We start from the raw sequence: 23,479 nt of genomic DNA on the forward strand, positions 1-23,479 counted from the left end.
CGACTGATGATGACGGTTCAGCGCGAGAGTGCCAGGGCGAAGGGCAGGCTTGCCACACCGAGCAGCGTCGACAGCGTCACGAGGCCCGCCACGTAGGCGCCGTTGTAGCCCATGCGCGCGGCCAGCACGTAGGCGCTCGACGCAGTCGGCACCGCGGAAAAAGTCATCAGCACCGCGGCCTGGGCGCCGCCGAGCTGCAGTGCGCCGGCCAGGCCCCAGGCGATCAGCGGCAGCACGAGATGCCGGATCGACAGCACCGACACCGCCAGCACCTTGCCGCGCGCGAGCGTCGCGAACTGCATGCCGGCACCGGCCGCCATCAGGCCGAGCGCGAGCGATGCGGCACCGATGCGCGTGAGCGTCGGCTCGAGCCAGTTCGGCACGCTGAAGCCGAGCAGGTTGGCGACCAGGCCGCTGAGCGTTGCGATGATCAGCGGGTTGCGGATCAGCTGCCGCGCCAGGCCGGTCTGCGCATGCCGCGCCATCGGCCACACGGCGGCGATGTTGAAGAGCGGCACGCACACGCCGATCAGCACCGCGATCATCAGGAGCCCCGCGGGGCCCGCCATGCGGTCGGCCAGCGCGAGGCAGATGAAGGAGTTGAAGCGGAAGGCGACCTGCGCGCTGGCCGCGTGATCGCTGCGGTCGATGTGCGTGCCGATACCGGGCAGGAAGGGCAGCATGTAGGCGAGCGCGATGCCGGCCAGCCCGACGCCGACGCCGGCCGTCAGCAAGTGCGAGGTGGCGCCGAAGTCGAGCGGGCTGCGCACGATCGAGTGGAACAGCAGCACCGGAAAAAGAAAGTAGTAGACCAGGCTCTCGACCTGGTCCCAGACGCGGCGGTCCAGCGGGGTGTAGCGGCAGAGCAGCCAGCCGCAGGCGATGAGGGAGAAGTCGGGGAAGAGCAGTTGGGCATAGTTCACCGGTCGAGGATAAACGGCCGATTTCCATGGGTTATCCACCAACTGGGGCGCTCGCGGACCCGTTAGCATCCTGGCTTCGCTTTTCGACCTCCAGGAGCTCTTCAATGCAACGTCGTCAATGGAATGCACTCGCCGGCGCCGCCGCGCTGGCGCTGATCGCCGGCCCCAGCTGGGCGCAGGGCTACCCCAACAAGCCCATCGAGCTGCAAGTGCCTTTTGCACCGGGCGGCACCACCGACATCGTGGCCCGCGTGATTTCCGAGCCTTTGGGCAAGGCGCTGGGCCAGAGCGTGGTGGTGATCAACAAGGCGGGCGGCGGCGGCATCGTCGGCGCGGCGGAGACCGCGCGGGTCGCGCCGGACGGCTACAAGCTCGGCGTGGCAACCGTGTCGAGCACGGCCGCCAACCCGGCGATCAACCCCAAGGTGCCCTACGACCCGATCAATGACTTCACGCCGATCATCAACATCGCGGCGACGCCGAACATCATCGCGGTGCACCCGAGCTTCCCGGCCAAGAACTACGCCGAGTTCGTGGCCGAGATCAAGAAGAATCCGGGCAAGTATTCGTACGCCTCCTCGGGCACCGGCGGCATCGGCCATCTGCTGATGGAGCTCTACAAGAACCTGACCAGCACCTTCATCACCCACATTCCCTACCGCGGCGCTGGTCCGGCGCTGAACGATGTGGTGGCCGGCCAGGTCCCGATCATGTTCGACAACATCCCGTCGGCGCTGCCCTTCATCAAGTCCGGCAAGCTGGTGCCGATCGTGGTCTCGGCGCCGCAGCGGCTGAAGGACCTGCCCAACGTGCCGACCTTCAAGGAAGTCGGGCTCGAGCCGGTCAACCGCATGGCCTACTACGGCATCCTCGGGCCCAAGGGCCTGCCGAAGGAAGTGGTCGACAAGATCAACGTCGGCGTGAAGAAGTCGCTCGAAGACCCGGCGGTGCGCAAGCGCATCGAGGACACCGGCTCGCTGATCGTGGCCAACACGCCGGAGCAGTTCGCCGCGCAGATCAAGGCCGAATACGAGGTCTACAAGCAGGTGGTCGCCAAGCAGAAGCTCACGCTCGACTAGGCCGACTTTCCTCGATCCAGAGCCGCCCGCGCCCCGGGCGGCTTTTTTCTTTTGCTATCTTGCACGGCATGACCGCGGCCATCGACACGCCCGAAATCGACGACTTCATCGACGCGCTGTGGCTCGAGGACGGCCTGTCGAAGAACACGCTGGCGGCCTACCGGCGCGACCTCGCGCTGTTCGCGCAGTGGCTCCAGGCCCAGCGCGGCAGCGCGCTGGACGCCGCGCGCGAAAGCGACCTGCAGGCCTACATGGGCGCGAAGCTCTCCGACAAGGGCAAGGCCACGTCGGCCAACCGCCGGCTCACGGTGTTCAAGCGCTATTTCCGCTGGGCCCTGCGCGAGCAGCGCATCGCCGCCGATCCGAGCCTGCGGCTGGCGCCGGCCAGGCAGATGCCGCGCGCGATCAAGACCCTGTCGGAAAAGCAAGTCGACGACCTGCTCGCCGCGCCCGAGGTCGACACGCCGCTCGGTCTGCGCGACCGCGCCATGCTCGAGCTGATGTATGCGAGCGGACTGCGCGTGAGCGAACTGGTCGCGCTCAGGGTGTTCGAATTGAGCCTCAACGACGGCGTGCTGCGCGTGCTCGGCAAGGGCAGCAAGGAGCGGCTGGTGCCTTTCGGCGGCGAGGCGCGGCGGTGGATCGAGCGCTACCTGCACGAGTCGCGCCCCGCCATCCTGGACGGGCAGCAGACCGCCGACCTGTTCGTCACCGCGCGCGGTGCGGGCATGACGCGCGTGATGTTCTGGATCATCGTCAAGAAGCACGCGCTGGCGGCCGGCATCCACGTGCCGCTGTCGCCGCACACGCTGCGCCATGCCTTCGCCACGCACCTGCTCAACCACGGCGCCGACTTGCGCGCGGTGCAGTTGCTGCTCGGCCATGCGGACATCTCGACCACCACGATCTACACCCACGTCGCGCGCGAGCGTCTCAAGCAGCTCCACGCGCAGCATCATCCGCGCGGCTGAGGTGCAGGGATTTGCTGCATATCGGAATGCCCTGACGCTCAGCGACATGATTGCGGCGGCATCAAAATGAATGCTCGCAAGGAGACGCAGCAATGAGTTGCAGGAAAGCATGGGCCGCCATGGTTCTCTTCGCGGCGGCTTCGGTGGCACAGGCGCAGGCCGTGCCGAAGACCATCCGCATGGTCGTCGCCTATCCGACCGGCGGCGTCAGCGACATCGTCGCCCGCGCGCTGGCCGACAAGCTCGGCGCGCAGCTGGGCAGCACCGTGGTGGTCGAGAACAAGGCAGGCGCCAGCGGCACGATCGGCATGGACGCGGTTGCCAAGGCGGCACCGGACGGCGCGACGCTGGGCTTCTCGGCCATCAGCCCGCTGGTGCTGAATCCGCATCTGGGCAAATCGCCCTTCGATCCGCAGAAGGACATCGCGCCGGTGGCGAGCGTCATGTATTCGCCGGTGCTGCTGCTGGCCACGGAAGCGACCGGCACCCGCAACTTCCGCACCCTGATCGACGATGCGCGCGCCCGGCCCGGCGCGGTGCGCTGGGCCACTTCGGGCCAGGCCTCGCTCGGCCACATCGTGCTCGAGGAATTGCGTGCGACCGCGAAGGTGGACATCACCCACGTGCCCTACAAGGGCGGGGCACAGCAGATGAACGATGCGCTGGGCGCGCAGTTCGAGATTCTTTCGATCAATGCCGGGCCCGCCGTCGCACCGCACATCCGTTCCGGCAAGCTGCGCCCGCTGGCCGTGGGGGCGCCGGCGCGGCTCGAAAGCCTTCCGAAGGTGCCGACGCTGGGCGAGCTGGGCTATCCGGAGGCCAACCTCACCTCGTTGTTCGGCGTGTTCGCCCCGGCCGCCACGCCACCGATCCTGATCGCCAAGTACAACGCGGAGATCAACAAGGCGCTCGCCAGCCCCGAGCTGCGCGCCAAGTTGACGGCCACCGACAACGTGCCGACCGGTGGCGGTGCCGAGGCCTTTGCCGACGAGATCGCGGCCGAGTACGAGAACAATGCGCGCATCGTGAAGGCGGCCGGTATCAAGATGGACTGAGGCGACCTTTGCCGGCACGCGAGCCGGGCCTGCGTCCCGGGCTCATTCGGTCTTGATGCCGCCTTGGCGGATCACGCGCTCCCAGCGCTGGAAGTCGTCTGTCACCACGCGGTCCAGTTCCTTCGGCCCCCCACAGGCGGGAACGGCCCCCAGGCCCTTGAAGCGTTCCTGTGTCTCCGGGAGCAGGCAGACGGCCGTCATCTCGCTGGCCAGCTTGTCGATCAGCGCGGCCGGGGTCTTGGCCGGCGCCAGCAGCCCGACCCAGACCGGCACCTCCAGCCCTTGAACGCCGGTGGCCTCCGCCATCGTCGGCGCTCCATGCATGGCACTCATGCGTGCTTTCGTGAAGGTGGCCAGAACGCGTGCCTTCTTGTCTTCCACCATCGGGTCGATCGAAGAGGTGCTGGTCACGATGGCCGCCACCTGTCCACCCAGCAGGTCGGTGATGGCGGGACTGCCGCCACGGTAGGGCACGTGGAGAAGCTTCACGCCCATGGACTGCGCGAAGAGCTCGCCGGTCAGATGCGAGACCGAGCCGTTGCCGCTCGATCCGAAGCTGACCTCCCCGGGACGCGCCTTGGCATCGCGCACCAGGTCGGCCACGCTGGTGTAGGGGCTCTGCGCGCGCACCGACAACGTCATCGGCGTATCGGCCACCAACGCGACCGAAACGAGGTCGCGCCGGGGGTCATAGGGCAGCTTGGCATTGAGGTGCGGCGCGATCGAGATGGCACCGCCGGTGGCGAGCAGCACCGTGCTGCCATCGGGCGTGGCCTTGGCAACGGTGTCGGCGCCGATCACGCCGCCGGCACCGGCCTTGTTGTCCACGACGACCGGATAGCCCAGCCGTTCGGCAAGCTTGGTGCTCAGGTAGCGGGCCATCGCGTCCTGTGCGCCGCCGGCTGCAAACGGCACGACGATGCGCATCGTCCTGGCACCGGGGGCGGTCTGCGCCTGGGCCGAAACGCATGCCAGCGCCACCACCGCGGCGACGACACCAGGAACAAGACGAAGCTTCATCGGGCACTCCAGGGAAATGGGAAGAAAAATGAATGGGCCGGGCCGGCGTCAGGGCGCGACGGGTTGTTGCTGCGGGAACACCGGTTCGCCCAGGTTCAGCATCAAGCGGTTGGCCCACGCGAAGATGGCGACCGAGTGAATCAGGTCCAGGATCTCCGTCTCGTCGAGGCCGGCGTCTTTCAGTGCGCGGATGCTGTCGGCCGACACCTGATCGGGCGCAGCGGTCAAGGCGATGGAGAAGCGCGCGATCGCCTGCTCGCGCGGCGTGGTGCCGGCCGTGTGCGGGTCGTCGAAGACCTGCGTGATCACGTCGTTGCGCTTGGCCAGCTGCTCGAAGCGTTGCGCATGCACCGATGCACAGTAGACGCAGCCGTTGATGCGCGACACCACCGTGGCGCCGAGCTCGCGTTCAGCGCGCGACATGCCGCCGGGCGCGTACATGATGGCGTTGAACGCGGTCGAGCGTTGACGCAGGATTTCAGGCTGGTGCACCAGAAAGAGGTAGTAGTCGGAGACCTTGGCCTTGGGATGGCTTTCTTCCAGTACCGCGATCTGCTCGGGCGTGGCCTGGTCCAGCGTCACGACGTCGAGCCAGGCGCTCCAGCCCAGCGTTTCGTTGGTGAAGCCGCGCGATCGGATGATGCCGTTGCTCATGCGCCGGCCTCCAGGCTCTTCATCGCCTTCAGACCTGCCGCCAGCCGCGTCTGGTACGAGAGGAACGCGATCAGTTGCGACAGGGCCACCACGGCCGGCGTGGCTACGCCGGCGGCCGGCAGCGCCTGCACGGCCACACGGTCGCCTTCGACCGGACGCTCGATCAGCGTACGGGTGAACGTGAGCAGTGCTTGCAGGCGCGCATCGCCTGCGCCTTGGGCCGTGCCGCCTGCCACCGCCTCGATCAGCCCGGCTTCGGTGCTTTCGGCCTGCAGCCGCTCGCGGTAATGCGCGGCCAGTTCGGGGGCCGGCGTCAGGCGGCATGCATACAACGCCACCAGCAAACGCTCGCGCAGCGAGAGGCCCGGCAGCGCAGGGTCGAACAGCGCGTCGTAGCTGCCCTGAGTCGCGGCCGCCACCTTGTCGCGCTGGTGGCGCAGCGCATGGGTGGCGCTGCCTTGCCCTGCGGCGTCGAGGCCGACGATGCGGTCGACCAGGTCCTCGGCCGGGTTGTAGGAGGTGGATGAGCTCATGTGCGTTGTCCTTCTTCGATGGCGGGGGAATCGGCCGGCGTCCATTCGTTGCCCAGCAGCTCGGGCTCGTCGTAGGCTTGCAGGCGGGTGTAGTGCATCTCGATGTCTTCGCGGTAGAGCAGGCTGGCAATGCCTTGCGCCAGCCGCTTCGCGCCATCGCTGATGGCGGGGATGTCGCCGGAGACGGTGCCATGCGTCAGCGCGGCGGGGTAGCAGAAGCAGTGCACGCGCGAGAGGCCGGGGCAGGCGCCCGGCCGCCTTTCCTGCAGCTCGAACGCGGCGCCCAGGTCGGGCGAATCCGCGAGTTCGGCGTCTTCCTCGCCGGCCGGCGGGGTGTAACGGTCTTTCCATGCGCGGATGTGCGGCGCCAGCGCTGCAAACTCGGGCCGCGCATGCCAATCGATGCGGAAACCGGTCGACAGGATCAGGAAGTCCAGCGTGAACAGGCCCTTGGAGGTGTACGCCTTCAACAGCCCGTCGGTCCACTGCACATCGAGAATCGCGCAGCCGAGGTTGAAGCGCGCATTCGGACGTTGCGACACGCGCAAGGTGCTGCCCTGCGGCGGCGGGGTCTGCTGCACGTTGATGTAGTGGCGGATGCGCCATTTCCATGCGTCGGGCAGGTCCAGAAAGCCGTGCGTCATGCCGGCGTTGCCCGCGCCCTTGCCCTTGTTGACGCGCGGGATGTCGGGGCGGCGGATCAGCAGGTCCACACTGGCCGCGCCGGCTTCCAGCGCGGTTGCCGCGCTGTCCATTGCCGAGGCACCGGCGCCGATCACGCCGACCCGCATGCCGGCCAGCGTTCGGTAGTCCATGGCATCGGACGAATGGGCCCAGCGTTCGGGCGGCAGGAGGCGTGCGAAGGCCGGGACCCAGGCGCCGCCCAGGCCGTCGCGGCCGGTGGCCAGCACCACGCGCCGGGCCAGGACCGTGCCGCGCCCGTCGGGCGATTCGATGTCCAGGGCCACCAGACCATCGGCGCGCGGCAGCACGGCGTGCACGCGGTGCTGGTTGCGGACGTCCAGTTCCAGTACGCGGCGGTACCAGCGCAGGTAATCCATCCATTGCAGGCGGGGGATCTTGTCGAGCGCGTCCCAGGCAGGCAGGCCGAACTGGGCCTCGAACCAGGCGCGGAAAGTCAACGACGGCAAGCCCAGCGCCGGGCCGGTCAGTTGCTTGGGCGAGCGCAGCGTCTCCATTCGGGCCGTGGTCGCCCACGGGCCTTCGAAGCCTTCGGGGGACTGGTCGAAGATCGGCGCCTTGATGCCCAGTTGCAGGAGCGCCGCAGAGGCTGCCATGCCTGCCATGCCGCCGCCGATGATCGCTACCGGCAGCACATCGCTGCCCTGGTGCGGAAGGGCGATCACCCAATCCTTGGACGGCAGATCCAGCCAGGCCAGGTCCTGGCGCACGCGTGCTTCCAGAGCGGCCAAGCCGGGAGTGAGGGGTTGTGTCATGAAGGAATCTTAGAGGGGATGAATTTCGCAATGAGGGGCATGCGCTTGTCTTTCGGAATTACCTACCTTATAGTAGGTAAATGAATGCGACTTCGACCGACTTGGCCGGCGCCTCCACGCGGGAGCAGATCCTGCGCGTGGCGCGAGAGCTGATCCAGACGCGCTCCTATCTGGGCTTCAGCTTCCAGGACGTGGCCAACGCGATCGGCATCCGCAAGCCCAGCCTGTATCACCATTTCCCGACCAAGGAAGCGCTCGGCATCGAGGTGCTGCGCGAAGCCATGCAGGCTTTCAAGGACTGGACGGTCGCCAAGGAGCGCTCGCCGCAGGCCGCGCTGGATGCCTATTTCTGCATGTACCGCAACGGGCTGCATGCCGGCGAGGGCGTTTGCCCCGCGGGGGCGCTTGCGCCCGGCTGGGATTGCATCAACGACGAGCTGCGGCAGGCGGTGCGCGACTTGCGCAGCGCGCAGGTGCTTTGGCTCACCGGCGTGCTCGGGGCGCTGGCCTCGGGCCGCAAGCCGTCGGCACCGGTCGGCGAGTTGGCCGCCTATGTATTTGCCGTCTGCCAGGGCGCGCTGCTGGCCGCGCGCATGACCGGCCGCGTGGACGATTTCGATGAAAGCATTGCCCAGTTGAAGCGCTCGCTCGCGAGCTGACACCGTTGTCGAGGCACGTTCAAGCGTGCCTTATTTTTGTCTCGAATGGCTACCGATTGGTAGGTAGTTATGCAAAGGAGAAACCCATGAAAGCCGTCATCGCCGGGTACGCCCGTTCCCCCTTCCATTTCGCCAGGAAGGGCGCCCTGGCCGAGGTGCGGCCCGACACGCTGGCCGCAGAAGTGGTCAAGGGCCTGTTGCGGCGCACCGACCTCGACCCCTCGCTGCTCGAAGACATCCTCCTCGGCTGCGCCTATCCGGAAGCCGCGCAGGGCAACAACCTGGCGCGCATCGTCGGGCTGCTCGCCGGGCTGCCGCACGAGGTCGGTGGCATGACGGTCAACCGCTTCTGCGGCTCCTCGATGCAGGCGGTGCACATCGCGGCGGCGCAGATCGAGTCCGGCATGGGCGACGCCTTCCTGTGCGTGGGCGTGGAGTCGATGACGATGGTGCCGCAGGGCGGCTTCAACTTCTCGCCCAGCCCCGAGCTGAAGGCGAACACCGATGCCTACATCTCGATGGGCGAAACGGCCGAGAACGTGGCCGAGCGCTGGCATGTGAGCCGGGCCGACCAGGAGGCGCTGGCCGTGCAGTCGCACCGGAAGGCGGCCGCCGCGCGCGATGAGGGGCGGCTCGCCGGCGAGATCGTTCCGATCGCCGCAGTTTCGGGTGAATTGATCAGCGCCGACGGCTGCATCCGTCCGGCCACCTCGCTCGAAGCGCTGGCCGGACTGAAGCCGGCGTTCCGGTCCGACGGCGTGGTCACGGCCGGCACCTCCTCGCCGCTCACCGACGGCGCGGCCGCGGTGCTGGTCGTGAGCGATGCCTTCGCCGCCAGGCACGGGCTGCAGGCGCTGGCGCGCATCAAGTCCTTTGCCACGGTCGGCGTCGACCCGGCCGTGATGGGCATCGGCCCGATCCCGGCCACGCGCAAGGCACTGGCACGTGCCGGCCTCACGGTGGCTGATCTCGACGTGGTCGAGATCAACGAGGCTTTCTCTTCGCAGGCGCTGGCCTGCATCCGCGAGCTGGGATTGAACCCAGCCACCGTCAACCTCGATGGCGGCGGGCTCGCAATCGGCCATCCGCTGGGCGCCACCGGTGCGCGCATCACGGGCAAGGCGGCTTCGCTGCTGGTGCGCGAGAAGGGCCGCTATGCGCTGGCCACGCAGTGCATCGGTGGCGGGCAGGGCATCGCCACGGTGCTCGAGCGCGTTTGAGCACCGCGTGACAAGATTCCCCGCCCACACCCGAGGAGACCCCATGGCCGGGACCCTGTACCTGGAAGACCTGTCGCCGGGCGCTCGCTTCACGAGCGGCGAACAGGCGCTGGACGCGGCGCAGATCGTCGAATTCGCGCAGCGCTTCGATCCGCAACCCTTCCACCTGGATGTGGAGGCAGCGAAAAGCACCTTCTTCCAGGGCCTCGCGGCCAGCGGCTGGCACACGGCCTCGATCACGATGCGGCTCTTGGTTCAAAGCGGTCTGCCGCTGGCCGACGGCATCATCGGTTCGGGCGGCGAGATCCAGTGGCCGAAGCCGACCCGTCCGGGCGACGTGCTGCATGTCGAGAGCGAGGTGCTGGAAGTGATCCCCTCGCGCTCGCGGCCCGAGCGCGGCATGGTGGTGGTGCGCAGCGAGACGCTCAACCAGCATGGCGATGTTTGCCAGCGGCTCACGACCAAGCTGGTGGTGTCGCGGCGGCCTGCCGGCTAGTCTTGCTGCAGGTTCTGTAGTTCCTCGTCGGTGAACCCGGCCCGCGCGCGGGCCTCGAGGTTGAAGGGCGCCCGCAGGCGCGGCGCCTCGTGCCGCCGGTACAGCACGCGGTAGTGCGCGATCGGATCGAGCCCTTCTCGCTCGCACAGCCAGAGGTACCAGCGGTTGCCGATGGCCACGTGGCCGACCTCGTCGCGCAGGATGATGTCGAGGATCTCGCAGGCCCTGAGCGCATCGGGCGTGTTCACGCGCCGGAGCTTGGCCTGGATCAGCGGTGTCGCATCCAGCCCGCGCGCCTCCAGCGTGCGCGGCACCAGCGCCATGCGCGCGAGCACATCGTCCTTGGTCTTCTCGCACATGCTCCACAGGCCGTCATGGCCGGTGAAGTCGCCATAGCTGCAGCCCATGCCGCGCAGATGCTCGTGAAGCAGCGTGAAGTGCTGCGCCTCCTCGTCGGCCACGCGCAGCCAGTCGCGGTAGTAGGCCTCGGGCATGCCGTCGAAGCGCCAGGCGGCGTCGAGCGCGAGATTGATCGCGTTGAACTCGATGTGGCAGATCGAATGGACCAGCGCCGCGCGGCCCTCGGGCGTGAAGGGCGAGCGCTTCTCGACCGCGGTGGCGGCCACGCGCAGCGGGCGATCGGGGCGGCCCGGGACGCCGGCCTCGTCGCCGGCTGCGCGGATGGGCTCCGGCGCCATCGGATGCAGCGCGGCCTGCGCCGCCGTGGCGCGCGTCGCCGCGACCTTGCGGTCGGGATCTGTCAGGCGCAGCGCGGCCAGGGCGCCGAGGCGGGGGTGCATCCCTACAATTCTAGTTTTTCCCCCTTCAGGAGCACGGCGATGGCCCTCTACGAAATCGACGGCGTGGCGCCGCAGCTTGGACCGGGCGCCTATGTCGCAGACAGCGCACAGGTCATCGGCCGCGTCGTCATGGGCGAGAACGCGAGCATCTGGTTCGGCGTGGTGGCGCGTGGCGACAGCGACACCCTGACCATCGGCCGCAACAGCAACATCCAGGACCTTTCGATGCTGCATGCCGATGCCGGCGTGCCGCTGACCATCGGCGAGAACGTGACGGTGGGCCATCAGGTCGTGCTCCACGGCTGCACCGTGGGCGACAACTCGCTGATCGGTATCGGGGCAGTGGTCTTGAATAACGCCAGGATCGGCCGCAACTCGATCGTTGGCGCCGGCAGCGTCGTGACCGAAGGCAAGGAGTTCCCCGACAACTCGCTGATCATCGGCTCGCCGGCCAAGGTGGTGCGCACGCTCGACGATGCCGCCGCCGCCCGTCTTCGGCAGAATGCCGACCACTATGTGAAAAACGCCCGTCGCTTCGCGATGGGCCTGAAGAAGATCGGCTGAAGAAGCCGCTCGGAGAGATTGCCTTGAGCGAGTTGCACAAGTTCCTGTTCGACGGCATGCCGGTGCGCGGCATGATCGTTCGCCTGACGGAAGCCTGGCAGGAAATCCTGGCGCGGCGCGCCTCCAACACGAGTACCGGCGCCTATCCGACCCCGGTGGCCGAACTGCTCGGCGAGATGACGGCGGCGGCCACCCTGATGCAGGCCAACATCAAGTTCAACGGTGCGCTGATCCTGCAGATCTTTGGCGACGGCCCGGTCAAGGTCGCCGTCGCCGAGGTCAAACCCGACCTGAGCCTGCGCGCCACCGCCAAGGTGGTGGGCGAGCTCGCGTCCGATGCGCATCTGCCCGAGATGGTCAATGTCAGCAACAAGGGCCGCTGCGCGATCACGCTCGACCCCAAGGACAAGCTGCCGGGCCAGCAGCCCTATCAGGGCGTGGTGCCGCTTCACGGCGACAGCGGCGAGAAGCTCGGCCGCCTGAGCGAGGTTCTGCAGCACTACATGCTGCAAAGCGAACAGCTCGACACCACGCTGGTGCTCGCGGCCGACGACAAGGTGGCGGCCGGCCTCCTGATCCAGCGCCTGCCGGTGAAGGGCGAGGCCAACCTCGAAGGCACGGCCGCCGGCGATCGCAACCAAGCCAACGAGGACCAGATCGGCCACAACGAGGACTACAACCGCATCTCGATCCTCGCCTCCACCCTGACGCGCGACGAGCTGCTCACGCTCGACGTCGAGACCATCCTGCGCCGCCTGTTCTGGGAAGAGAAGCTGCTGCGCTTCGAGCCGCAGAGCGGCATGCTGGGGCCGCATTTCGCATGCACCTGCGGCCGCGAGCGCGTGGCCCAGATGATCCGCGGGCTGGGTGTGGAGGAGGCCGAGGGCATCCTCGTCGAGCGCGGCGATATCGAGGTCGGCTGCGACTTCTGCGGCAAGCAGTACCGCTTCGATGCGGTCGATGTCGCGCAGCTGTTCACCGCGCCGGGCGCCCAGCTGCCGGCGAGCCCGGTGATGCAGTAGATCGCTCGAAGCCGCTGAAGCGGATGTCCGGCGCGCTCGTGTTGTGGCGCGAAGGGAGGCTGCGGCCGAAGCGCACTTCCGCCGCCTGCAGCGTGGACACTTCCGGCAGCGGCTTGGTCTCGGTGGCGGCTTGCGGTGTGGTCCGCCACGACACCTCGCTCATGTCGGCGTTGTCGGGCGCGACGTACATCGAGCGCAGGACCGCGAATCGGGGACCGTGCCGGCGCCCCGGCTTCATGGCGACGCCGAGCGCGGTGCGCGACGCGCTGATCTCCTGGACATCGACAGTCGCTGAGCCACCGTTCGCGAACTTCAGCTTGAACCGGAGCGGCTGCGTGTCGATGGTAATGTCGATGATGTTCGCGACCGGACGCCCGGCCTGCTCGACCGGCCCCATCACGAAGGACGAACCGTAGACACCGTCGCCGAAGCGCGGTGCCGGCAGCGGCTTGATGCGCCAGTAGCCGTCGGCGGGGTACATCACCAGCGCTTCGAGCGGCTTGGCGCCGGTCTTCGCGAAGACCTGGATCATGTGGAACCCGCCTGCGGTCTTGCGTCCGTCGACGCGCACCGGCACGCGGTGCGGCCGCCAGAAGCTGGGCAGCGTCATGCCGACGACCATCCAGCGCGGCCCGTCGTGCAGCACTTCGCGGCGCTCCTTGAAGGTGTGGCGCGGGTCCGTGGGATGCGTGCTGCCATCGAAGTTGCAGCCCGAAAAATCCGGCGCAGTGATGTCTTTGTCGATGGATGCCAGGTACGCGGGTGGCAGCGCCTCGACGCGGAATTTGCGGATGTTCTTTCCGCTCAGGTTCAGCGAAACGTTGTCTTCTTCGGCGCAGGCGGTCGCGTGGGTCTCGTTGTCGATCGTCGCCTGGATTGGCGCGGCCGAAACTGCCGCGGAAGACAGCAGGGCCCACAGCAGGGCGGCCGCACGGAGTCTGAGGTGCATTCGTTCGGTTCCTTTACGAGCGCTTCGCAACGAGATCGCTGAACAGCCGGTGTTCGCACGCGGGGTCGGAGCACTTGTCGCAGGCCCAGGACCATGCAGCTGCCGCTCCCCGCGCGGCACTTCGGCGGGCGTCGGGGTCTGCGGCGGCGTTGATCGCATTCCATGCGTTGGCCAGTTGCTCCGCGCCTTCGCCGTGCACCACCGCAAAGCTCAGGTTCGCGTCCATCAGCGCCTTGCGCAGCATCTCGTCGATCGGCGTCGGCGAGGCCGGGGCGATGAGCAGGATGAGGGCATGGCCGCGATACGCCTCGAGCGCGGTTGCATCGAACGCGTGTTCGGGCAAGGGGTCGGCCACGAGCGTGGCGGCGATGTCGCGCTGCGCAAGCCGTTGCGCGAGCGCCTCGGCGAGCTGGGTCTTGCCGCCGTCATCAGCGCCTAGCAGCGCGATCACGCAGCCGGCCGGCAGCGCAGGCGTCATGGCATTCAGCGCGTGATCTGCACGAACACTTCGTTGGGCTTGACCATGCCGAGCTCCTGCCGCGCGCGCTCCTCGACCATCTCGAGCCCTTCCTTCAAGTCGTTGACCTCGGAGTTGAGCCGGTCGTTGGTCACGGCCGCTCGCGCATTGGACTCCTTCTGCTCGGCCAGCTTGTCCTTGAGTTGGACCACGTCGCGCACGCTCCCGCGCCCGGTCCAGAGCTGCCACTGGAGGATCAGCAGCAACAGGACCAGGATGATCGGGACGATGCGTGAACGCATGGCGTCTCGGTCGCAGGGCTAGCGCAGGTTGTAGAAGGCGCCGCGGCCGGGGTAGCTGGCGACGTCGCCGAGGTCTTCCTCGATGCGCAGCAGCTGGTTGTACTTGGCGATGCGGTCCGAACGCGACAGCGAGCCGGTCTTGATCTGGCCGGCGTTGGTGCCGACCGCGATGTCTGCGATGGTCGAGTCTTCGGTTTCGCCCGAGCGGTGGCTGATCACGGCGGTGTAGCCGGCGCGCTTGGCCATCTCGATCGCGGCGAAGGTCTCGGTCAGGGTGCCGATCTGGTTGATCTTGATCAGGATCGAGTTGGCGATGCCCTTGTCGATGCCTTCCTGCAGGATCTTGGTGTTGGTCACGAACAGGTCGTCACCCACCAGCTGCACGCGCTTGCCGAGGCGTTCGGTCAGCATCTTCCAGCCGTCCCAGTCGCCTTCGTGCATGCCGTCTTCGATGCTGATGATCGGGTACTTGTCGACCCAGGTCGCGAGCATGTCGATCCAGTTGCCGGCCGACAGCGTGAGGTTCTCGCCGGAGAGAACGTAGTGGCCGTCCTTGTAGAACTCGCTGGCCGCGCAGTCCAGGCCCAGTGCGATCTGCGTGCCTGCCGTGTAGCCGGCCTTGTCGATCGCTTCCAGGATCAGCTGGATCGCGGCTTCATGGTTTTCGACGCTCGGCGCGAAACCGCCTTCGTCGCCCACGGCGGTGCTGATACCGCGGTCGCCCAGGATCTTCTTGAGCGCATGGAACACCTCGGCGCCGTAGCGCACCGCTTCGCGGAAGCTGGTCGCGCCCACGGGGATGATCATGAACTCCTGCAGGTCCAGGCTGTTGTTGGCGTGCGCGCCGCCGTTGATGACGTTCATCATCGGCACCGGCAGCTGCATGCCGCCCATGCCGCCGAAGTAGCGGTACAGCGGCAGGCCCGATTCTTCGGCCGCGGCGCGGGCCACGGCCATCGACACGGCCAGGGTCGCGTTGGCGCCCAGGCGGGCCTTGTTGTCGGTGCCGTCGAGGTCGTTCAGCGTGCGGTCCAGGAAGGCCTGTTCGCTCGCGTCCAGGCCCAGCACGGCCTCGGAGATCTCGGTGTTGATGTTCTCCACCGCCTTGAGCACGCCCTTGCCCAGGTAGCGGCTCTTGTCGCCGTCGCGCAGCTCGATCGCCTCGCGCGAGCCGGTCGAAGCACCGGAGGGAACCGCCGCGCGGCCCATGGTGCCCGATTCGAGCAGCACGTCGCATTCGACGGTGGGGTTGCCGCGGCTGTCGAGAATTTCGCGCCCGACGATGTCAACGATTGCACTCATCTTTTCTCTTTCTCAAAAATTCGAATCACAGACCTTCGACAACGATCATTCGCATGACCGCCGCACCTTGGCGAGACGCGCGAGCTTCTCCGTATTCAGGCGACTCGCTGAACTTCTTCGCGGCCTCGACGCTCGGGAACTTGAGCACGACGAGGCGTTGCGGATTCCAATCGCCCTCGAGCACTTCGACCTTGCCGCCGCGCACGCAGACTTCTGCGCCGTAGACCTGCATGGCTTTGGAGGACAGCTTCTTGTACTCCTCATATTGCGTCGGATTCGTGACCTCGACATTCGCAATGATGTATGCGCTCATGACTGAAATGTGTTCTCCAGGAATGCGTTTTTCTTGGTAACGCCGTCGAGCGCCAGCAGCGTCTCGAGCAGCGCCTTCATGTGCTTGAGCGGCACGGCATTCGGCCCGTCGCTCAGTGCCTTGGCAGGATCGGGGTGCGTCTCCATGAAGAGGCCGGCCACGCCCACGGCGACCGCGGCGCGCGACAGCACCGGCACCATCTCGCGCTGGCCGCCCGAGCTCGTGCCCTGGCCGCCGGGCAGCTGCACCGAGTGCGTGGCATCGAACACCACCGGCGCGCCGGTCTCGCGCATGATCGCGAGCGAGCGCATGTCCGACACCAGGTTGTTGTAGCCGAAGCTGGCGCCGCGCTCGCAGGCCATGAAGCTGTCTTCGGGCAGCCCCTTTTCCTTGGCCGCCGCGCGCGCCTTGTCGATCACGTTCTTCATGTCGTGCGGCGCGAGGAACTGGCCCTTCTTGATGTTGACCGGCTTGCCCGACTGCGCCGCGGCGCGGATGAAGTCGGTCTGGCGGCACAGGAAGGCGGGCGTCTGCAGCACGTCGACCACCTGTGCAGCGGCCGCGATGTCTTCTTCGGTGTGCACGTCGGTCAAGACCGGCAGGCCCAGCTCGCGCTTGACCTTGGCCAGGATCTCCAGGCCCTTGTCGCGGCCCGGGCCGCGGAAGCTGGTGCCCGAGGAGCGGTTGGCCTTGTCGAAGCTGCTCTTGAAGATGAAGGGGATGCCGAGCGCGGAGGTGATTTCCTTCAGCGTGCCGGCAGTGTCCATCTGCAATTGCTCGGACTCGACGACACAGGGGCCGGCGATCAGGAAGAAGGGCTTGTCGAGCCCGATGTCGAATCCGCAGAGTTTCATGCCACGACCTTCAGTGCTTTCTTGTCCGCGCCCTGGTGTTCCAGCGCCGCCTTGATGAAGGCGTTGAACAAGGGATGGCCGCTCCATGGCGTGGACTTGAATTCGGGGTGGAACTGCACGCCCATGAACCACGGGTGCACGTCCTGCGGCAGCTCGACGATCTCGGTCAGATGCTCGCGCTGGGTGAGCGCCGAGATCACCAGGCCGGCGCGGCGCAGCTCGTCGAGGTAGTTGACGTTGGCCTCGTAGCGGTGGCGGTGGCGCTCGGTCACCACGTCGCCGTAGATGCTGTGGGCCAGCGTGCCCGCGGCCACGTCGGAGCTTTGGGCGCCCAGGCGCATGGTGCCGCCGAGGTCGGACTTCTCGTCGCGCAGCTTGATAGTGCCGTCGTTGTCCTTCCACTCGGTGATCAGCGCGATCACGGGGCAAGAGGTTTCGGGATCGAACTCGGTGCTGTTGGCGTTCTTGAGCCCGGCGACGTTGCGGGCGTACTCGATGGTCGCGACCTGCATGCCCAGGCAGATGCCGAGGTACGGCACCTTCGTTTCGCGGGCAAAACGCGCCGCCGAGATTTTGCCCTCGACGCCGCGCTGGCCGAAGCCGCCCGGCACCAGGATCGCGTCGTACTTGGCGAGCCGGGCCACGTCCTGCGGGGAGATGGTTTCCGAGTCGACGTAGTCGATCTTCACGCGCGCATGATTCTTCATGCCGGCATGGCGCAGCGCTTCGTTGAGCGACTTGTAGCTGTCGGAGAGGTCGACGTACTTGCCGACCATCGCGATCGTCACTTCCTTCTGCGGATGCTCGACCTCGTAGACCAGGTCGTCCCAGCGCTTGAGCTTGGCCGGCGGCGTGTTGATGCGCAGCTTGTCGCAGATCAGCCCGTCCAGGCCTTGTTCGTGCAGCATGCGCGGCACCTTGTAGATGGTGTCCACGTCCCACATCGAGATCACGCCCCATTCGGGCACGTTGGAGAACAGCGAGATCTTGGCGCGTTCGTCGTCCGGAATGGGCCGGTCGGCGCGGCACAGCAGGGCATCGGCCTGGATGCCGATGGCGCGCAGTTCCTTGGCGGTGTGCTGGGTGGGCTTGGTCTTGAGTTCGCCGGCGGCGGCGATCCAGGGCACGTAGCTCAGGTGCACGAAGGCCGAGTTGTTGGGGCCCATGCGCAGGCTCATCTGGCGCACCGCTTCGAGGAAGGGCAGCGATTCGATGTCGCCGACGGTGCCGCCGATCTCGACGATCGCCACGTCCACCTCGTGCGGCGTGCCGAGGCCGGCGCCGCGCTTGATGTATTCCTGGATCTCGTTGGTGATGTGCGGAATCACCTGCACCGTCTTGCCGAGATAGTCGCCGCGGCGCTCCTTCTCGAGCACCGACTTGTAGATCTGGCCGGTGGTGAAGTTGTTGGCCTTGCGCATGCGCGTGGTGACGAAGCGCTCGTAGTGGCCGAGATCGAGGTCGGTTTCGGCGCCGTCGTCGGTGACGAAGACCTCGCCGTGCTGAAAGGGCGACATCGTGCCGGGGTCGACGTTGATGTAGGGGTCCAGCTTGATGAGGGTGACTTTGAGGCCGCGCGATTCGAGGATCGCGGCGAGCGAGGCGGAGGCGATTCCCTTGCCCAGGGAAGACACCACACCACCGGTGACGAAGACGAATTTGGTCATGCCAGTTCCGAACTTGCAGGTCCGGGCAGTGGGAAATGGGGATTATAGGTGGGGCCTCTTGCCCTGGCCGCCGTAGGGCCGCCACAGATACACTGCCGGCCATGCAAGACCTCGCAGGAAAACACATCGTTCTGGGCCTGACCGGTGGCATCGCCTGCTACAAGTCGGCCGAACTTTGCAGGCTGCTCGTCAAGGCCGGCGCCACCGTGCAGGTGGTGATGACCGAGGCTGCCACGCAGTTCATCACCCCGGTGACCATGCAGGCGCTGTCCGGCCGGCCGGTCTACACCTCGCAGTGGGACGGGCGCGAGGCCAACAACATGCCGCACATCAACCTGAGCCGCGAGGCCGATGCGATCGTGCTGGCGCCTGCGAGTGCCGATTTCATTGCCCGCCTGGTGCAGGGGCGTTCCGACGAACTGCTGAGCCTGCTCTGCCTCGCGCGTCCGGCCGAGCGCGTGCCGCTCCTGATCGCGCCGGCCATGAATCGCGAGATGTGGGTTCATCCGGCCACGCAGCGCAACTTGCGCCAGGTCGACGCCGACGGCGCTCGGGTGCTGGGTGTCGGCAACGGCTGGCAGGCCTGCGGCGAGACCGGCGACGGCCGCATGCTCGAGGCCGAGCAACTCCTCGAGGAGATCGTGGCGCAGTTCCAGCCCAAGGTGCTGGCCGGCCGGCGCGTGGTCGTCACGGCCGGCCCGACCTTCGAGGCGCTCGATCCGATCCGCGGCATCACCAACCACTCGTCGGGCAAGATGGGCTTTGCCATCGCGCGCGCGGCGCGCGAGGCGGGCGCCGAAGTCACCCTGGTGGCCGGCCCGGTGCACCTGCCCACGCCGCGCGGCGTCGGCCGCGTCGACGTGATCTCGGCCAAGGAGATGCTCGACGCGACCCTGCGTGCCACGCAGGATGCGGCGGTCTTCGTCGCAACGGCCGCGGTGGCCGATTGGCGGCCGGCATCCCACAGCAAGCACAAGATCAAGAAAGACGGCCGCGGCCAGCCGCCGGCGCTCCATTTCGTCGAGAACGACGACATCCTGCTCACCGTCGCGCAAGGCGAGCGCGCCAAGGCCGGCCGGCTGTTCTGCGTGGGTTTCGCGGCCGAAAGCGAAAACCTGGCCGAGCACGCGAAGGCCAAGCGCGAACGCAAGGGTATTCCGCTCCTGGTCGGCAATATCGGCCCGCTGACCTTCGGGCAGGACCACAACAGCCTGCTGCTGGTCGACGCCAAGGGCGTGCGCGAGTTGCCGCGTGCGCCCAAGCTCGCGCTGGCGCGCGAACTGGTGGCCGAAATCGCGGCACGCCTGCCGGCAAGGAGCTAGCGATGAATCCCCAATGGAACACGCCGCCTGATGGCGACTTCGCGAGCTACGTGGAGCGGCTGACCGCGCAGGCGGCATTGCCCAGAAGCGAGAACCAGAACGGCGAGCACGGTCTGGACGTCGGCATGACGCCGTCCTCCGAGCCGCACAACGCGATCGCGGATGCAGCCTCTGCCGCGCGGCGCAGCGCCCAGTCGAATGGCGAGGTGCGCCCGGCGGCGGGCAGCGGCGACGTGGTGCGCAAGATGATCAAGGTGCTGGGCATCGCCTGGGTCCTGATCCTGCTCGTGCTGTTGTCGATCGACGTGCCCTTGGGCGTGGTCGCGGTGGTGTTTGCGATTGGCCTCTGGCTGGCGCACAAGCTGCGGCGCCTGGCGCTCCCTCCCGGCATGGAGAACTGGAAGCAATGGGTCGAGGCAGCGGCCAGGAAACAGCAAGAACATCAGCAGCAAAAAAGGCGTGGCAAGTAAGTGAAAGTCGACCTTCGAATCCTCGATCCCCGCATGCAGGACCAGTTGCCTGCCTATGCAACCTCCGGCAGCGCCGGGCTGGACCTGCGCGCCTGCCTCGATGCGCCCATCACGCTGGAACCGAACGCCTGGCAACTGGTGGGCACCGGCATTGCGGTCCACCTGGCCGATCCCGGCTACGCCGCGCTGATCCTGCCGCGCTCGGGCCTGGGCCACAAGCATGGCATCGTGCTCGGCAATCTCGTCGGGCTGATCGACAGCGACTACCAAGGCGAGCTGAAGGTCAGCGCCTGGAACCGCAGCGACACCGCCTTCGTGCTGCAGCCGATGGAACGGCTGGCCCAACTGGTGATCGTGCCGGTGGTGCAGGCGCAGTTCCGGGTGGTGTCGGAATTCCCGCCCAGCGAGCGCGGCGAAGGCGGCTACGGCTCGACCGGCAAGCATTGAGGCGAGGGGCTGTAGGCTCGCTCCCACAGGTAAAGAATGGAACCGGCGATGCGGTTTTGGCATCGAAGGTTTCAACATGTGTGCACGGTCATCGCGCAAGAGCGCGATGCGTTAGGACACATGCGCAGCGCGCATCGCGCCAGACCTGTTTCGAGGAGCACTACACCATGAAGATTTCAATCCGCCTTGTTTCCGTCACTGCATCCGTTCTTGCGCTCGCAACCCTGACCGCCTGCGTGGCGCCGGCGCCGGTCTATCAGACCTCGCGCTATCCGTACCAGCCGGTTCAGCCGGTGGCCCAGTCGCCCTATGTGGAATATGGCCATGTGGCCAATATCGAGGTGCTGCGCAGCCAGACCGCAGGCACCGGCACCACCGGCGGCGGTGCGGTGGCCGGCGGCGTCCTCGGCGGCGTGGTCGGCAATCAGTTCGGTCATGGCAGCGGCCGCGCGGCGGCGACTGCGCTGGGCGTGGTCGGCGGTGCGCTGCTGGGCAACAGCATCGAAGCCAACCGCAACGCGCCGCGCGTCTACGAAAGCTACCGCGTCTCGATCCAGACCGACAACGGTGCCTACCGTTCCTTCGATGTGCCGAGCCCGGGCGACCTGCGCGTCGGCGACCGCGTGCGCATCGACGGCGGCCAGATCTCGCGCTTCTGAGCGCGCAGTGCACAAAAGAAAAAGCCGGGCATGCCCGGCTTTTTTTGTCCTTGTGTCCCTTGTTGTTAGTGCAGCAGGTTGTTGCCCGGCGCCATCGGCGGCACCTTGAAGAAACCTGTGCCCGCCGTGCCCCGGCCGATTTCTTCTTCGGTGGCTTCGCGCACCGACTTCACCGTGATGTCGAGCCGGATCGCGATACCTGCGAGCGGATGGTTGCCGTCGAGCACCAGGTGCTCGGGGTAGATCTCGCTCACGGTGTAGATCGCGTTCTTGGGCATGTCGTGATTCACGCCCGCGGGCAAGGCGGCGCCGTCGAAGGTCATGCCTTCTTCCGTGCCTTCAGGAAAGAGGGCGCGCGGCTCGAGGAAGAGCAGCTGGTCGTTGAAGTCGCCGAAGGCCTGTTCAGGTTCGAGCTGGAGCAGCACCCGAGCGCCGGGCCCGTGGCCGAGCAGGGCGGCCTCGATCGCATCGAAAAGATCGTCGCCACCGACCAGGAATTCGACCGGATCGTCGAGCACGTCGAGCACCTCGCCCAGGGTGTCTTTCAGCGTCCAGGTCAGGCCGACCACGCATTGTTCAGAGATTTCCATTGCAGAATTCTCCCATGGAGATTCATCGATCCTTGCCTTTGCTCGGCGGCCTCAGCGCTTCGCAATTCATGCGCCGTCACTGGCAGAAGAAACCGCTGCTCGTGCGCCAGGCCGTGCCCGCCATGGTGCCACCGATCGAGCGCCAGGCGCTGTTCGCGCTGGCCGAACGCGAGGAGGTCGAGACGCGGCTCATTCGCCACGGAAAGGCCGGCTGGACCCTGCGGCATGGCCCCTTGCCGCGCAGGGCGCTGCCATCGCTGAAGCAGCCTGACTGGACACTGCTGGTGCAGGGCGTCGATCTGCATCACCAGGGCGTTCATGCATTGTTGCAGCAGTTCCGTTTCGTTCCCGACGCGCGGCTCGACGACCTGATGATCAGCTATGCGAGCAACGGTGGCGGCGTCGGCGCGCATTTCGACAGCTACGACGTGTTCTTGCTGCAGGCCCAGGGACAGCGCCGCTGGTCCATCGGCAAGCAGCGCGATCTGCGCCTGCAGCCCGTGGTGCCGCTCAAGATCCTGGCGCAGTTCGAGCCCGAGCAGAGCTTCGTGCTCGAAGCCGGCGACATGCTCTATCTGCCGCCGCGCTACGCGCACGAGGGTGTCGCGGTCGGCGGCGACTGCATGACCTATTCGATCGGACTGCGCGCGCCGGCCGCCGCCCCGCTCGGCGTCGACCTGCTCGCGCGCATCGCGGAGGCGCAGGCCGAGGCGCTGGAGGATGCGCCGACGAAGACGGCGCTTCATTACCGCGATCCCGCGCAGCCTGCGGTGGAGGCGCCGGCGGCGATACCGCCCGCCCTGCAAGCCTTTGCGCGCGATGCGGTGTTGGCCGCCTTGCGCAACCCCGACGCGATCGATCGTGCGCTGGGCGAATCGATGACCGAGCCCAAGCCCACAGTCTGGTTCGACCAGGGCGAGTTGCCGTCGGCGCTCGCCGGCGTTGCGCTCGACCGCCGCACGCGTATGCTCTACGACGCGCGGCATCTCTACATCAACGGCGAAAGCTTTCGCGCCTCGGGCCGCGATGCGAAGTTGATGCACCTTTTGGCCGATCAGCGCGCGCTCGGTCCGCGCGATCTCCGAGGCGCGAGCGAAGGTGCGCTGGCGCTCCTGGGCGACTGGTGCGAAGCGGGGTGGCTGCATGCCGAATGAAGAAGTCGACACCACGTCCTTGCCCGAGGGGCCCTTCGATGGCCGTCATGCCTTTCAGGCCCATCTGCATGCGGCGCTCGCTGCTGCTGTGCAACAGAACTGGCGCGAGATCATCCTCTCCGACCCCGGCTTCGGCGATTGGCCGCTGGGCGAGCGCGCCATCGCCGATGCGCTGCAGGCCTGGTCGGCCAACGGGCGCAGCTTCGTGCTGCTGGCGCAGCGCTTCGACGTGTTCGAGCGCGAGCATGCACGCTTCGTGCACTGGCGCCGCATGTGGAGCCACATTGTCGACTGCCGGGCCTGCGAGGGGCCGGGCCTGCCGCAGGTGCCGAGCGGCATCTGGACGCCGTCCTGGTTTCTGAACCGCATCGATGTCGAGCGCAGCCGCGGTGTCTGCGGCCGCGAGCCCGCGGGCCGGCGCGCCTTGCGCGAAAGAATCGACGAGTGCCTGCGGCATGCGCGACCGGCCTTTCCGGCTTCCACGCTGGGCTTGTAAGCCAATGCCGCGAATCGCGGCGCCAGACATCTTCCTGCGAGGGT

Annotated in this window: 27 protein-coding genes and 1 pseudogene; 14 read left to right on the forward strand and 14 right to left on the reverse strand. The window is 67.2% G+C overall.

Annotated features, from left to right (window positions below; all coding sequences use genetic code 11):
• Positions 1–17: 17 nt before the first annotated feature.
• Positions 18–923 (reverse strand): AEC family transporter, encoded by a 906-nt coding sequence (locus ACSQ9I_RS10950; protein WP_093102526.1) that lies wholly within the window; start codon positions 921–923, stop codon positions 18–20.
• A gap of 104 nt (positions 924–1,027) precedes the next feature.
• Here ACSQ9I_RS10950 and ACSQ9I_RS10955 point away from each other — a divergent pair, with 104 nt between their 5' ends.
• The 3 genes from ACSQ9I_RS10955 (at position 1,028) to ACSQ9I_RS10965 (ending at position 4,028) form a co-directional block, all read left to right on the forward strand.
• Positions 1,028–2,002: a tripartite tricarboxylate transporter substrate binding protein BugE gene (locus tag ACSQ9I_RS10955; RefSeq protein WP_436313182.1), complete on the forward strand. Its 975-nt coding sequence runs from the start codon at positions 1,028–1,030 to the stop codon at positions 2,000–2,002.
• Positions 2,003–2,070: 68 nt separating this feature from the next.
• The gene (gene xerD, locus ACSQ9I_RS10960) at positions 2,071–2,973 is read left to right on the forward strand and encodes a site-specific tyrosine recombinase XerD (RefSeq protein ID WP_436313183.1); all 903 of its coding nucleotides are present in this window, start codon (positions 2,071–2,073) and stop codon (positions 2,971–2,973) included.
• A gap of 92 nt (positions 2,974–3,065) precedes the next feature.
• Positions 3,066–4,028, forward strand: coding sequence for a Bug family tripartite tricarboxylate transporter substrate binding protein (locus ACSQ9I_RS10965; RefSeq protein WP_436313184.1), 963 nt, complete (start codon positions 3,066–3,068; stop codon positions 4,026–4,028).
• Positions 4,029–4,070: 42 nt separating this feature from the next.
• Here the strand turns inward: ACSQ9I_RS10965 and ACSQ9I_RS10970 are convergent, their stop codons facing one another.
• From ACSQ9I_RS10970 to ACSQ9I_RS10985, 4 genes and pseudogenes are all read right to left on the reverse strand, one after another.
• On the reverse strand, positions 4,071–5,048 hold the full coding sequence (locus ACSQ9I_RS10970; RefSeq protein ID WP_436313185.1) for a Bug family tripartite tricarboxylate transporter substrate binding protein: 978 nt from the start codon (positions 5,046–5,048) through the stop codon (positions 4,071–4,073).
• 48 nt (positions 5,049–5,096) lie between these two features.
• On the reverse strand, positions 5,097–5,702 hold the full coding sequence (locus ACSQ9I_RS10975; protein ID WP_436313186.1) for a peroxidase-related enzyme: 606 nt from the start codon (positions 5,700–5,702) through the stop codon (positions 5,097–5,099).
• Positions 5,699–6,211, reverse strand: a pseudogene (locus ACSQ9I_RS10980) (CMD domain-containing protein); the annotation flags it as partial. The gene ACSQ9I_RS10975 and the pseudogene ACSQ9I_RS10980, both read right to left, overlap by 4 nt.
• Before the next feature lie 20 nt (positions 6,212–6,231).
• On the reverse strand, positions 6,232–7,692 hold the full coding sequence (locus ACSQ9I_RS10985) for an FAD/NAD(P)-binding protein (RefSeq protein ID WP_436313187.1): 1,461 nt from the start codon (positions 7,690–7,692) through the stop codon (positions 6,232–6,234).
• An 80-nt stretch (positions 7,693–7,772) separates the two neighbouring features.
• Here ACSQ9I_RS10985 and ACSQ9I_RS10990 point away from each other — a divergent pair, with 80 nt between their 5' ends.
• From ACSQ9I_RS10990 to ACSQ9I_RS11000, 3 genes are all read left to right on the forward strand, one after another.
• Complete coding sequence (locus tag ACSQ9I_RS10990) at positions 7,773–8,351, forward strand: TetR/AcrR family transcriptional regulator (protein ID WP_436313188.1); 579 nt, start codon at positions 7,773–7,775, stop codon at positions 8,349–8,351.
• An 86-nt stretch (positions 8,352–8,437) separates the two neighbouring features.
• Positions 8,438–9,571, forward strand: a complete 1,134-nt coding sequence (locus ACSQ9I_RS10995; protein WP_436313189.1) for a thiolase family protein — start codon at positions 8,438–8,440, stop codon at positions 9,569–9,571.
• 43 nt (positions 9,572–9,614) lie between these two features.
• On the forward strand, positions 9,615–10,067 hold the full coding sequence (locus tag ACSQ9I_RS11000) for a MaoC family dehydratase (protein WP_436313190.1): 453 nt from the start codon (positions 9,615–9,617) through the stop codon (positions 10,065–10,067).
• On the opposite strand, the gene ACSQ9I_RS11005 is transcribed toward ACSQ9I_RS11000, so the two are convergent.
• Positions 10,064–10,867, reverse strand: a complete 804-nt coding sequence (locus ACSQ9I_RS11005; protein WP_436313191.1) for a ferritin-like domain-containing protein — start codon at positions 10,865–10,867, stop codon at positions 10,064–10,066. The genes ACSQ9I_RS11000 and ACSQ9I_RS11005 overlap by 4 nt on opposite strands.
• A 39-nt stretch (positions 10,868–10,906) precedes the next feature.
• Here ACSQ9I_RS11005 and ACSQ9I_RS11010 point away from each other — a divergent pair, with 39 nt between their 5' ends.
• A complete protein-coding gene (locus ACSQ9I_RS11010) occupies positions 10,907–11,431 on the forward strand; it encodes a gamma carbonic anhydrase family protein (protein WP_436313192.1) in 525 nt (174 codons plus the stop codon).
• Positions 11,432–11,454: 23 nt separating this feature from the next.
• Entirely contained in the window at positions 11,455–12,453 is a 999-nt protein-coding gene (locus ACSQ9I_RS11015; RefSeq protein WP_436313193.1) for an Hsp33 family molecular chaperone HslO, read from the forward strand.
• On the opposite strand, the gene ACSQ9I_RS11020 is transcribed toward ACSQ9I_RS11015, so the two are convergent.
• The 7 genes from ACSQ9I_RS11020 to ACSQ9I_RS11050 are packed head-to-tail and all read right to left on the reverse strand — an operon-like array spanning position 12,407 to position 18,297.
• Positions 12,407–13,402 (reverse strand): hypothetical protein, encoded by a 996-nt coding sequence (locus ACSQ9I_RS11020; protein WP_436313194.1) that lies wholly within the window; start codon positions 13,400–13,402, stop codon positions 12,407–12,409. The two genes, ACSQ9I_RS11015 and ACSQ9I_RS11020, sit on opposite strands and share 47 nt — an antisense overlap.
• Positions 13,403–13,415: 13 nt before the next feature.
• Positions 13,416–13,880 (reverse strand): hypothetical protein, encoded by a 465-nt coding sequence (locus tag ACSQ9I_RS11025; RefSeq protein ID WP_436313195.1) that lies wholly within the window; start codon positions 13,878–13,880, stop codon positions 13,416–13,418.
• A 5-nt stretch (positions 13,881–13,885) separates the two neighbouring features.
• Positions 13,886–14,161, reverse strand: a complete 276-nt coding sequence (gene ftsB, locus ACSQ9I_RS11030; protein ID WP_093102551.1) for a cell division protein FtsB — start codon at positions 14,159–14,161, stop codon at positions 13,886–13,888.
• 18 nt (positions 14,162–14,179) lie between these two features.
• A complete protein-coding gene (gene eno, locus ACSQ9I_RS11035) occupies positions 14,180–15,463 on the reverse strand; it encodes a phosphopyruvate hydratase (protein ID WP_093102552.1) in 1,284 nt (427 codons plus the stop codon).
• Positions 15,464–15,488: 25 nt separating this feature from the next.
• Entirely contained in the window at positions 15,489–15,776 is a 288-nt protein-coding gene (locus ACSQ9I_RS11040) for a DUF1330 domain-containing protein (protein ID WP_093102554.1), read from the reverse strand.
• Complete coding sequence (gene kdsA, locus ACSQ9I_RS11045; protein WP_093102556.1) at positions 15,773–16,630, reverse strand: 3-deoxy-8-phosphooctulonate synthase; 858 nt, start codon at positions 16,628–16,630, stop codon at positions 15,773–15,775. Before kdsA ends, ACSQ9I_RS11040 begins: the two co-directional genes overlap by 4 nt.
• Positions 16,627–18,297 carry a CTP synthase gene (locus ACSQ9I_RS11050; RefSeq protein WP_093102558.1) on the reverse strand — a complete coding sequence of 557 codons (1,671 nt, stop codon included), beginning with the start codon at positions 18,295–18,297 and terminating at the stop codon, positions 16,627–16,629. Before ACSQ9I_RS11050 ends, kdsA begins: the two co-directional genes overlap by 4 nt.
• 101 nt (positions 18,298–18,398) lie before the next feature.
• Between ACSQ9I_RS11050 and coaBC the strand changes: the two genes are divergently transcribed.
• The 4 genes from coaBC to ACSQ9I_RS11070 all read left to right on the forward strand — a co-directional run bounded on the left by coaBC (position 18,399) and on the right by ACSQ9I_RS11070 (position 21,195).
• Positions 18,399–19,619 (forward strand): bifunctional phosphopantothenoylcysteine decarboxylase/phosphopantothenate--cysteine ligase CoaBC, encoded by a 1,221-nt coding sequence (gene coaBC / locus ACSQ9I_RS11055; protein WP_436313196.1) that lies wholly within the window; start codon positions 18,399–18,401, stop codon positions 19,617–19,619.
• 2 nt (positions 19,620–19,621) lie between these two features.
• Positions 19,622–20,089, forward strand: coding sequence for a hypothetical protein (locus ACSQ9I_RS11060; RefSeq protein ID WP_436313197.1), 468 nt, complete (start codon positions 19,622–19,624; stop codon positions 20,087–20,089).
• Positions 20,090–20,536 carry a dUTP diphosphatase gene (gene dut / locus ACSQ9I_RS11065; protein WP_093102564.1) on the forward strand — a complete coding sequence of 149 codons (447 nt, stop codon included), beginning with the start codon at positions 20,090–20,092 and terminating at the stop codon, positions 20,534–20,536.
• 167 nt (positions 20,537–20,703) lie between these two features.
• On the forward strand, positions 20,704–21,195 hold the full coding sequence (locus ACSQ9I_RS11070) for a glycine zipper 2TM domain-containing protein (RefSeq protein WP_093102566.1): 492 nt from the start codon (positions 20,704–20,706) through the stop codon (positions 21,193–21,195).
• Positions 21,196–21,260: 65 nt separating this feature from the next.
• Here ACSQ9I_RS11070 and ACSQ9I_RS11075 read toward each other — a convergent pair whose 3' ends face one another.
• Positions 21,261–21,785, reverse strand: a complete 525-nt coding sequence (locus ACSQ9I_RS11075; RefSeq protein WP_436313198.1) for an FKBP-type peptidyl-prolyl cis-trans isomerase — start codon at positions 21,783–21,785, stop codon at positions 21,261–21,263.
• Between the two features lie 14 nt (positions 21,786–21,799).
• Between ACSQ9I_RS11075 and ACSQ9I_RS11080 the strand changes: the two genes are divergently transcribed.
• Positions 21,800–22,939, forward strand: coding sequence for a JmjC domain-containing protein (locus tag ACSQ9I_RS11080; protein ID WP_436313199.1), 1,140 nt, complete (start codon positions 21,800–21,802; stop codon positions 22,937–22,939).
• Positions 22,929–23,435, forward strand: coding sequence for a hypothetical protein (locus ACSQ9I_RS11085; protein WP_436313200.1), 507 nt, complete (start codon positions 22,929–22,931; stop codon positions 23,433–23,435). Before ACSQ9I_RS11080 ends, ACSQ9I_RS11085 begins: the two co-directional genes overlap by 11 nt.
• The last annotated feature ends 44 nt before the right edge of the window (positions 23,436–23,479 follow it).

The organism is Variovorax sp. LjRoot84 (assembly GCF_964254305.1).
In the GTDB taxonomy this organism is placed as follows: domain Bacteria; phylum Pseudomonadota; class Gammaproteobacteria; order Burkholderiales; family Burkholderiaceae_C; genus Variovorax.

Bases quoted from the DNA above. Each gene is read 5' to 3' on its own strand.
- ACSQ9I_RS10955 (WP_436313182.1), top strand. From the start codon at position 1,028: ATGCAACGTCGTCAATGGAATGCACTCGCCGGCGCCGCCGCGCTGGCG.
- xerD (WP_436313183.1), top strand. From the start codon at position 2,071: ATGACCGCGGCCATCGACACGCCCGAAATCGACGACTTCATCGACGCG.
- ACSQ9I_RS10965 (WP_436313184.1), top strand. From the start codon at position 3,066: ATGAGTTGCAGGAAAGCATGGGCCGCCATGGTTCTCTTCGCGGCGGCT.
- ACSQ9I_RS10970 (WP_436313185.1), bottom strand. From the start codon at position 5,048: ATGAAGCTTCGTCTTGTTCCTGGTGTCGTCGCCGCGGTGGTGGCGCTG.
- ACSQ9I_RS10975 (WP_436313186.1), bottom strand. From the start codon at position 5,702: ATGAGCAACGGCATCATCCGATCGCGCGGCTTCACCAACGAAACGCTG.
- ACSQ9I_RS10985 (WP_436313187.1), bottom strand. From the start codon at position 7,692: ATGACACAACCCCTCACTCCCGGCTTGGCCGCTCTGGAAGCACGCGTG.
- ACSQ9I_RS10990 (WP_436313188.1), top strand. From the start codon at position 7,773: ATGAATGCGACTTCGACCGACTTGGCCGGCGCCTCCACGCGGGAGCAG.
- ACSQ9I_RS10995 (WP_436313189.1), top strand. From the start codon at position 8,438: ATGAAAGCCGTCATCGCCGGGTACGCCCGTTCCCCCTTCCATTTCGCC.
- ACSQ9I_RS11000 (WP_436313190.1), top strand. From the start codon at position 9,615: ATGGCCGGGACCCTGTACCTGGAAGACCTGTCGCCGGGCGCTCGCTTC.
- ACSQ9I_RS11005 (WP_436313191.1), bottom strand. From the start codon at position 10,867: ATGCACCCCCGCCTCGGCGCCCTGGCCGCGCTGCGCCTGACAGATCCC.
- ACSQ9I_RS11010 (WP_436313192.1), top strand. From the start codon at position 10,907: ATGGCCCTCTACGAAATCGACGGCGTGGCGCCGCAGCTTGGACCGGGC.
- ACSQ9I_RS11020 (WP_436313194.1), bottom strand. From the start codon at position 13,402: ATGCACCTCAGACTCCGTGCGGCCGCCCTGCTGTGGGCCCTGCTGTCT.
- ACSQ9I_RS11025 (WP_436313195.1), bottom strand. From the start codon at position 13,880: ATGACGCCTGCGCTGCCGGCCGGCTGCGTGATCGCGCTGCTAGGCGCT.
- ftsB (WP_093102551.1), bottom strand. From the start codon at position 14,161: ATGCGTTCACGCATCGTCCCGATCATCCTGGTCCTGTTGCTGCTGATC.
- eno (WP_093102552.1), bottom strand. From the start codon at position 15,463: ATGAGTGCAATCGTTGACATCGTCGGGCGCGAAATTCTCGACAGCCGC.
- ACSQ9I_RS11040 (WP_093102554.1), bottom strand. From the start codon at position 15,776: ATGAGCGCATACATCATTGCGAATGTCGAGGTCACGAATCCGACGCAA.
- kdsA (WP_093102556.1), bottom strand. From the start codon at position 16,630: ATGAAACTCTGCGGATTCGACATCGGGCTCGACAAGCCCTTCTTCCTG.
- ACSQ9I_RS11050 (WP_093102558.1), bottom strand. From the start codon at position 18,297: ATGACCAAATTCGTCTTCGTCACCGGTGGTGTGGTGTCTTCCCTGGGC.
- coaBC (WP_436313196.1), top strand. From the start codon at position 18,399: ATGCAAGACCTCGCAGGAAAACACATCGTTCTGGGCCTGACCGGTGGC.
- ACSQ9I_RS11060 (WP_436313197.1), top strand. From the start codon at position 19,622: ATGAATCCCCAATGGAACACGCCGCCTGATGGCGACTTCGCGAGCTAC.
- ACSQ9I_RS11070 (WP_093102566.1), top strand. From the start codon at position 20,704: ATGAAGATTTCAATCCGCCTTGTTTCCGTCACTGCATCCGTTCTTGCG.
- ACSQ9I_RS11075 (WP_436313198.1), bottom strand. From the start codon at position 21,785: ATGGAAATCTCTGAACAATGCGTGGTCGGCCTGACCTGGACGCTGAAA.
- ACSQ9I_RS11080 (WP_436313199.1), top strand. From the start codon at position 21,800: ATGGAGATTCATCGATCCTTGCCTTTGCTCGGCGGCCTCAGCGCTTCG.
- ACSQ9I_RS11085 (WP_436313200.1), top strand. From the start codon at position 22,929: ATGCCGAATGAAGAAGTCGACACCACGTCCTTGCCCGAGGGGCCCTTC.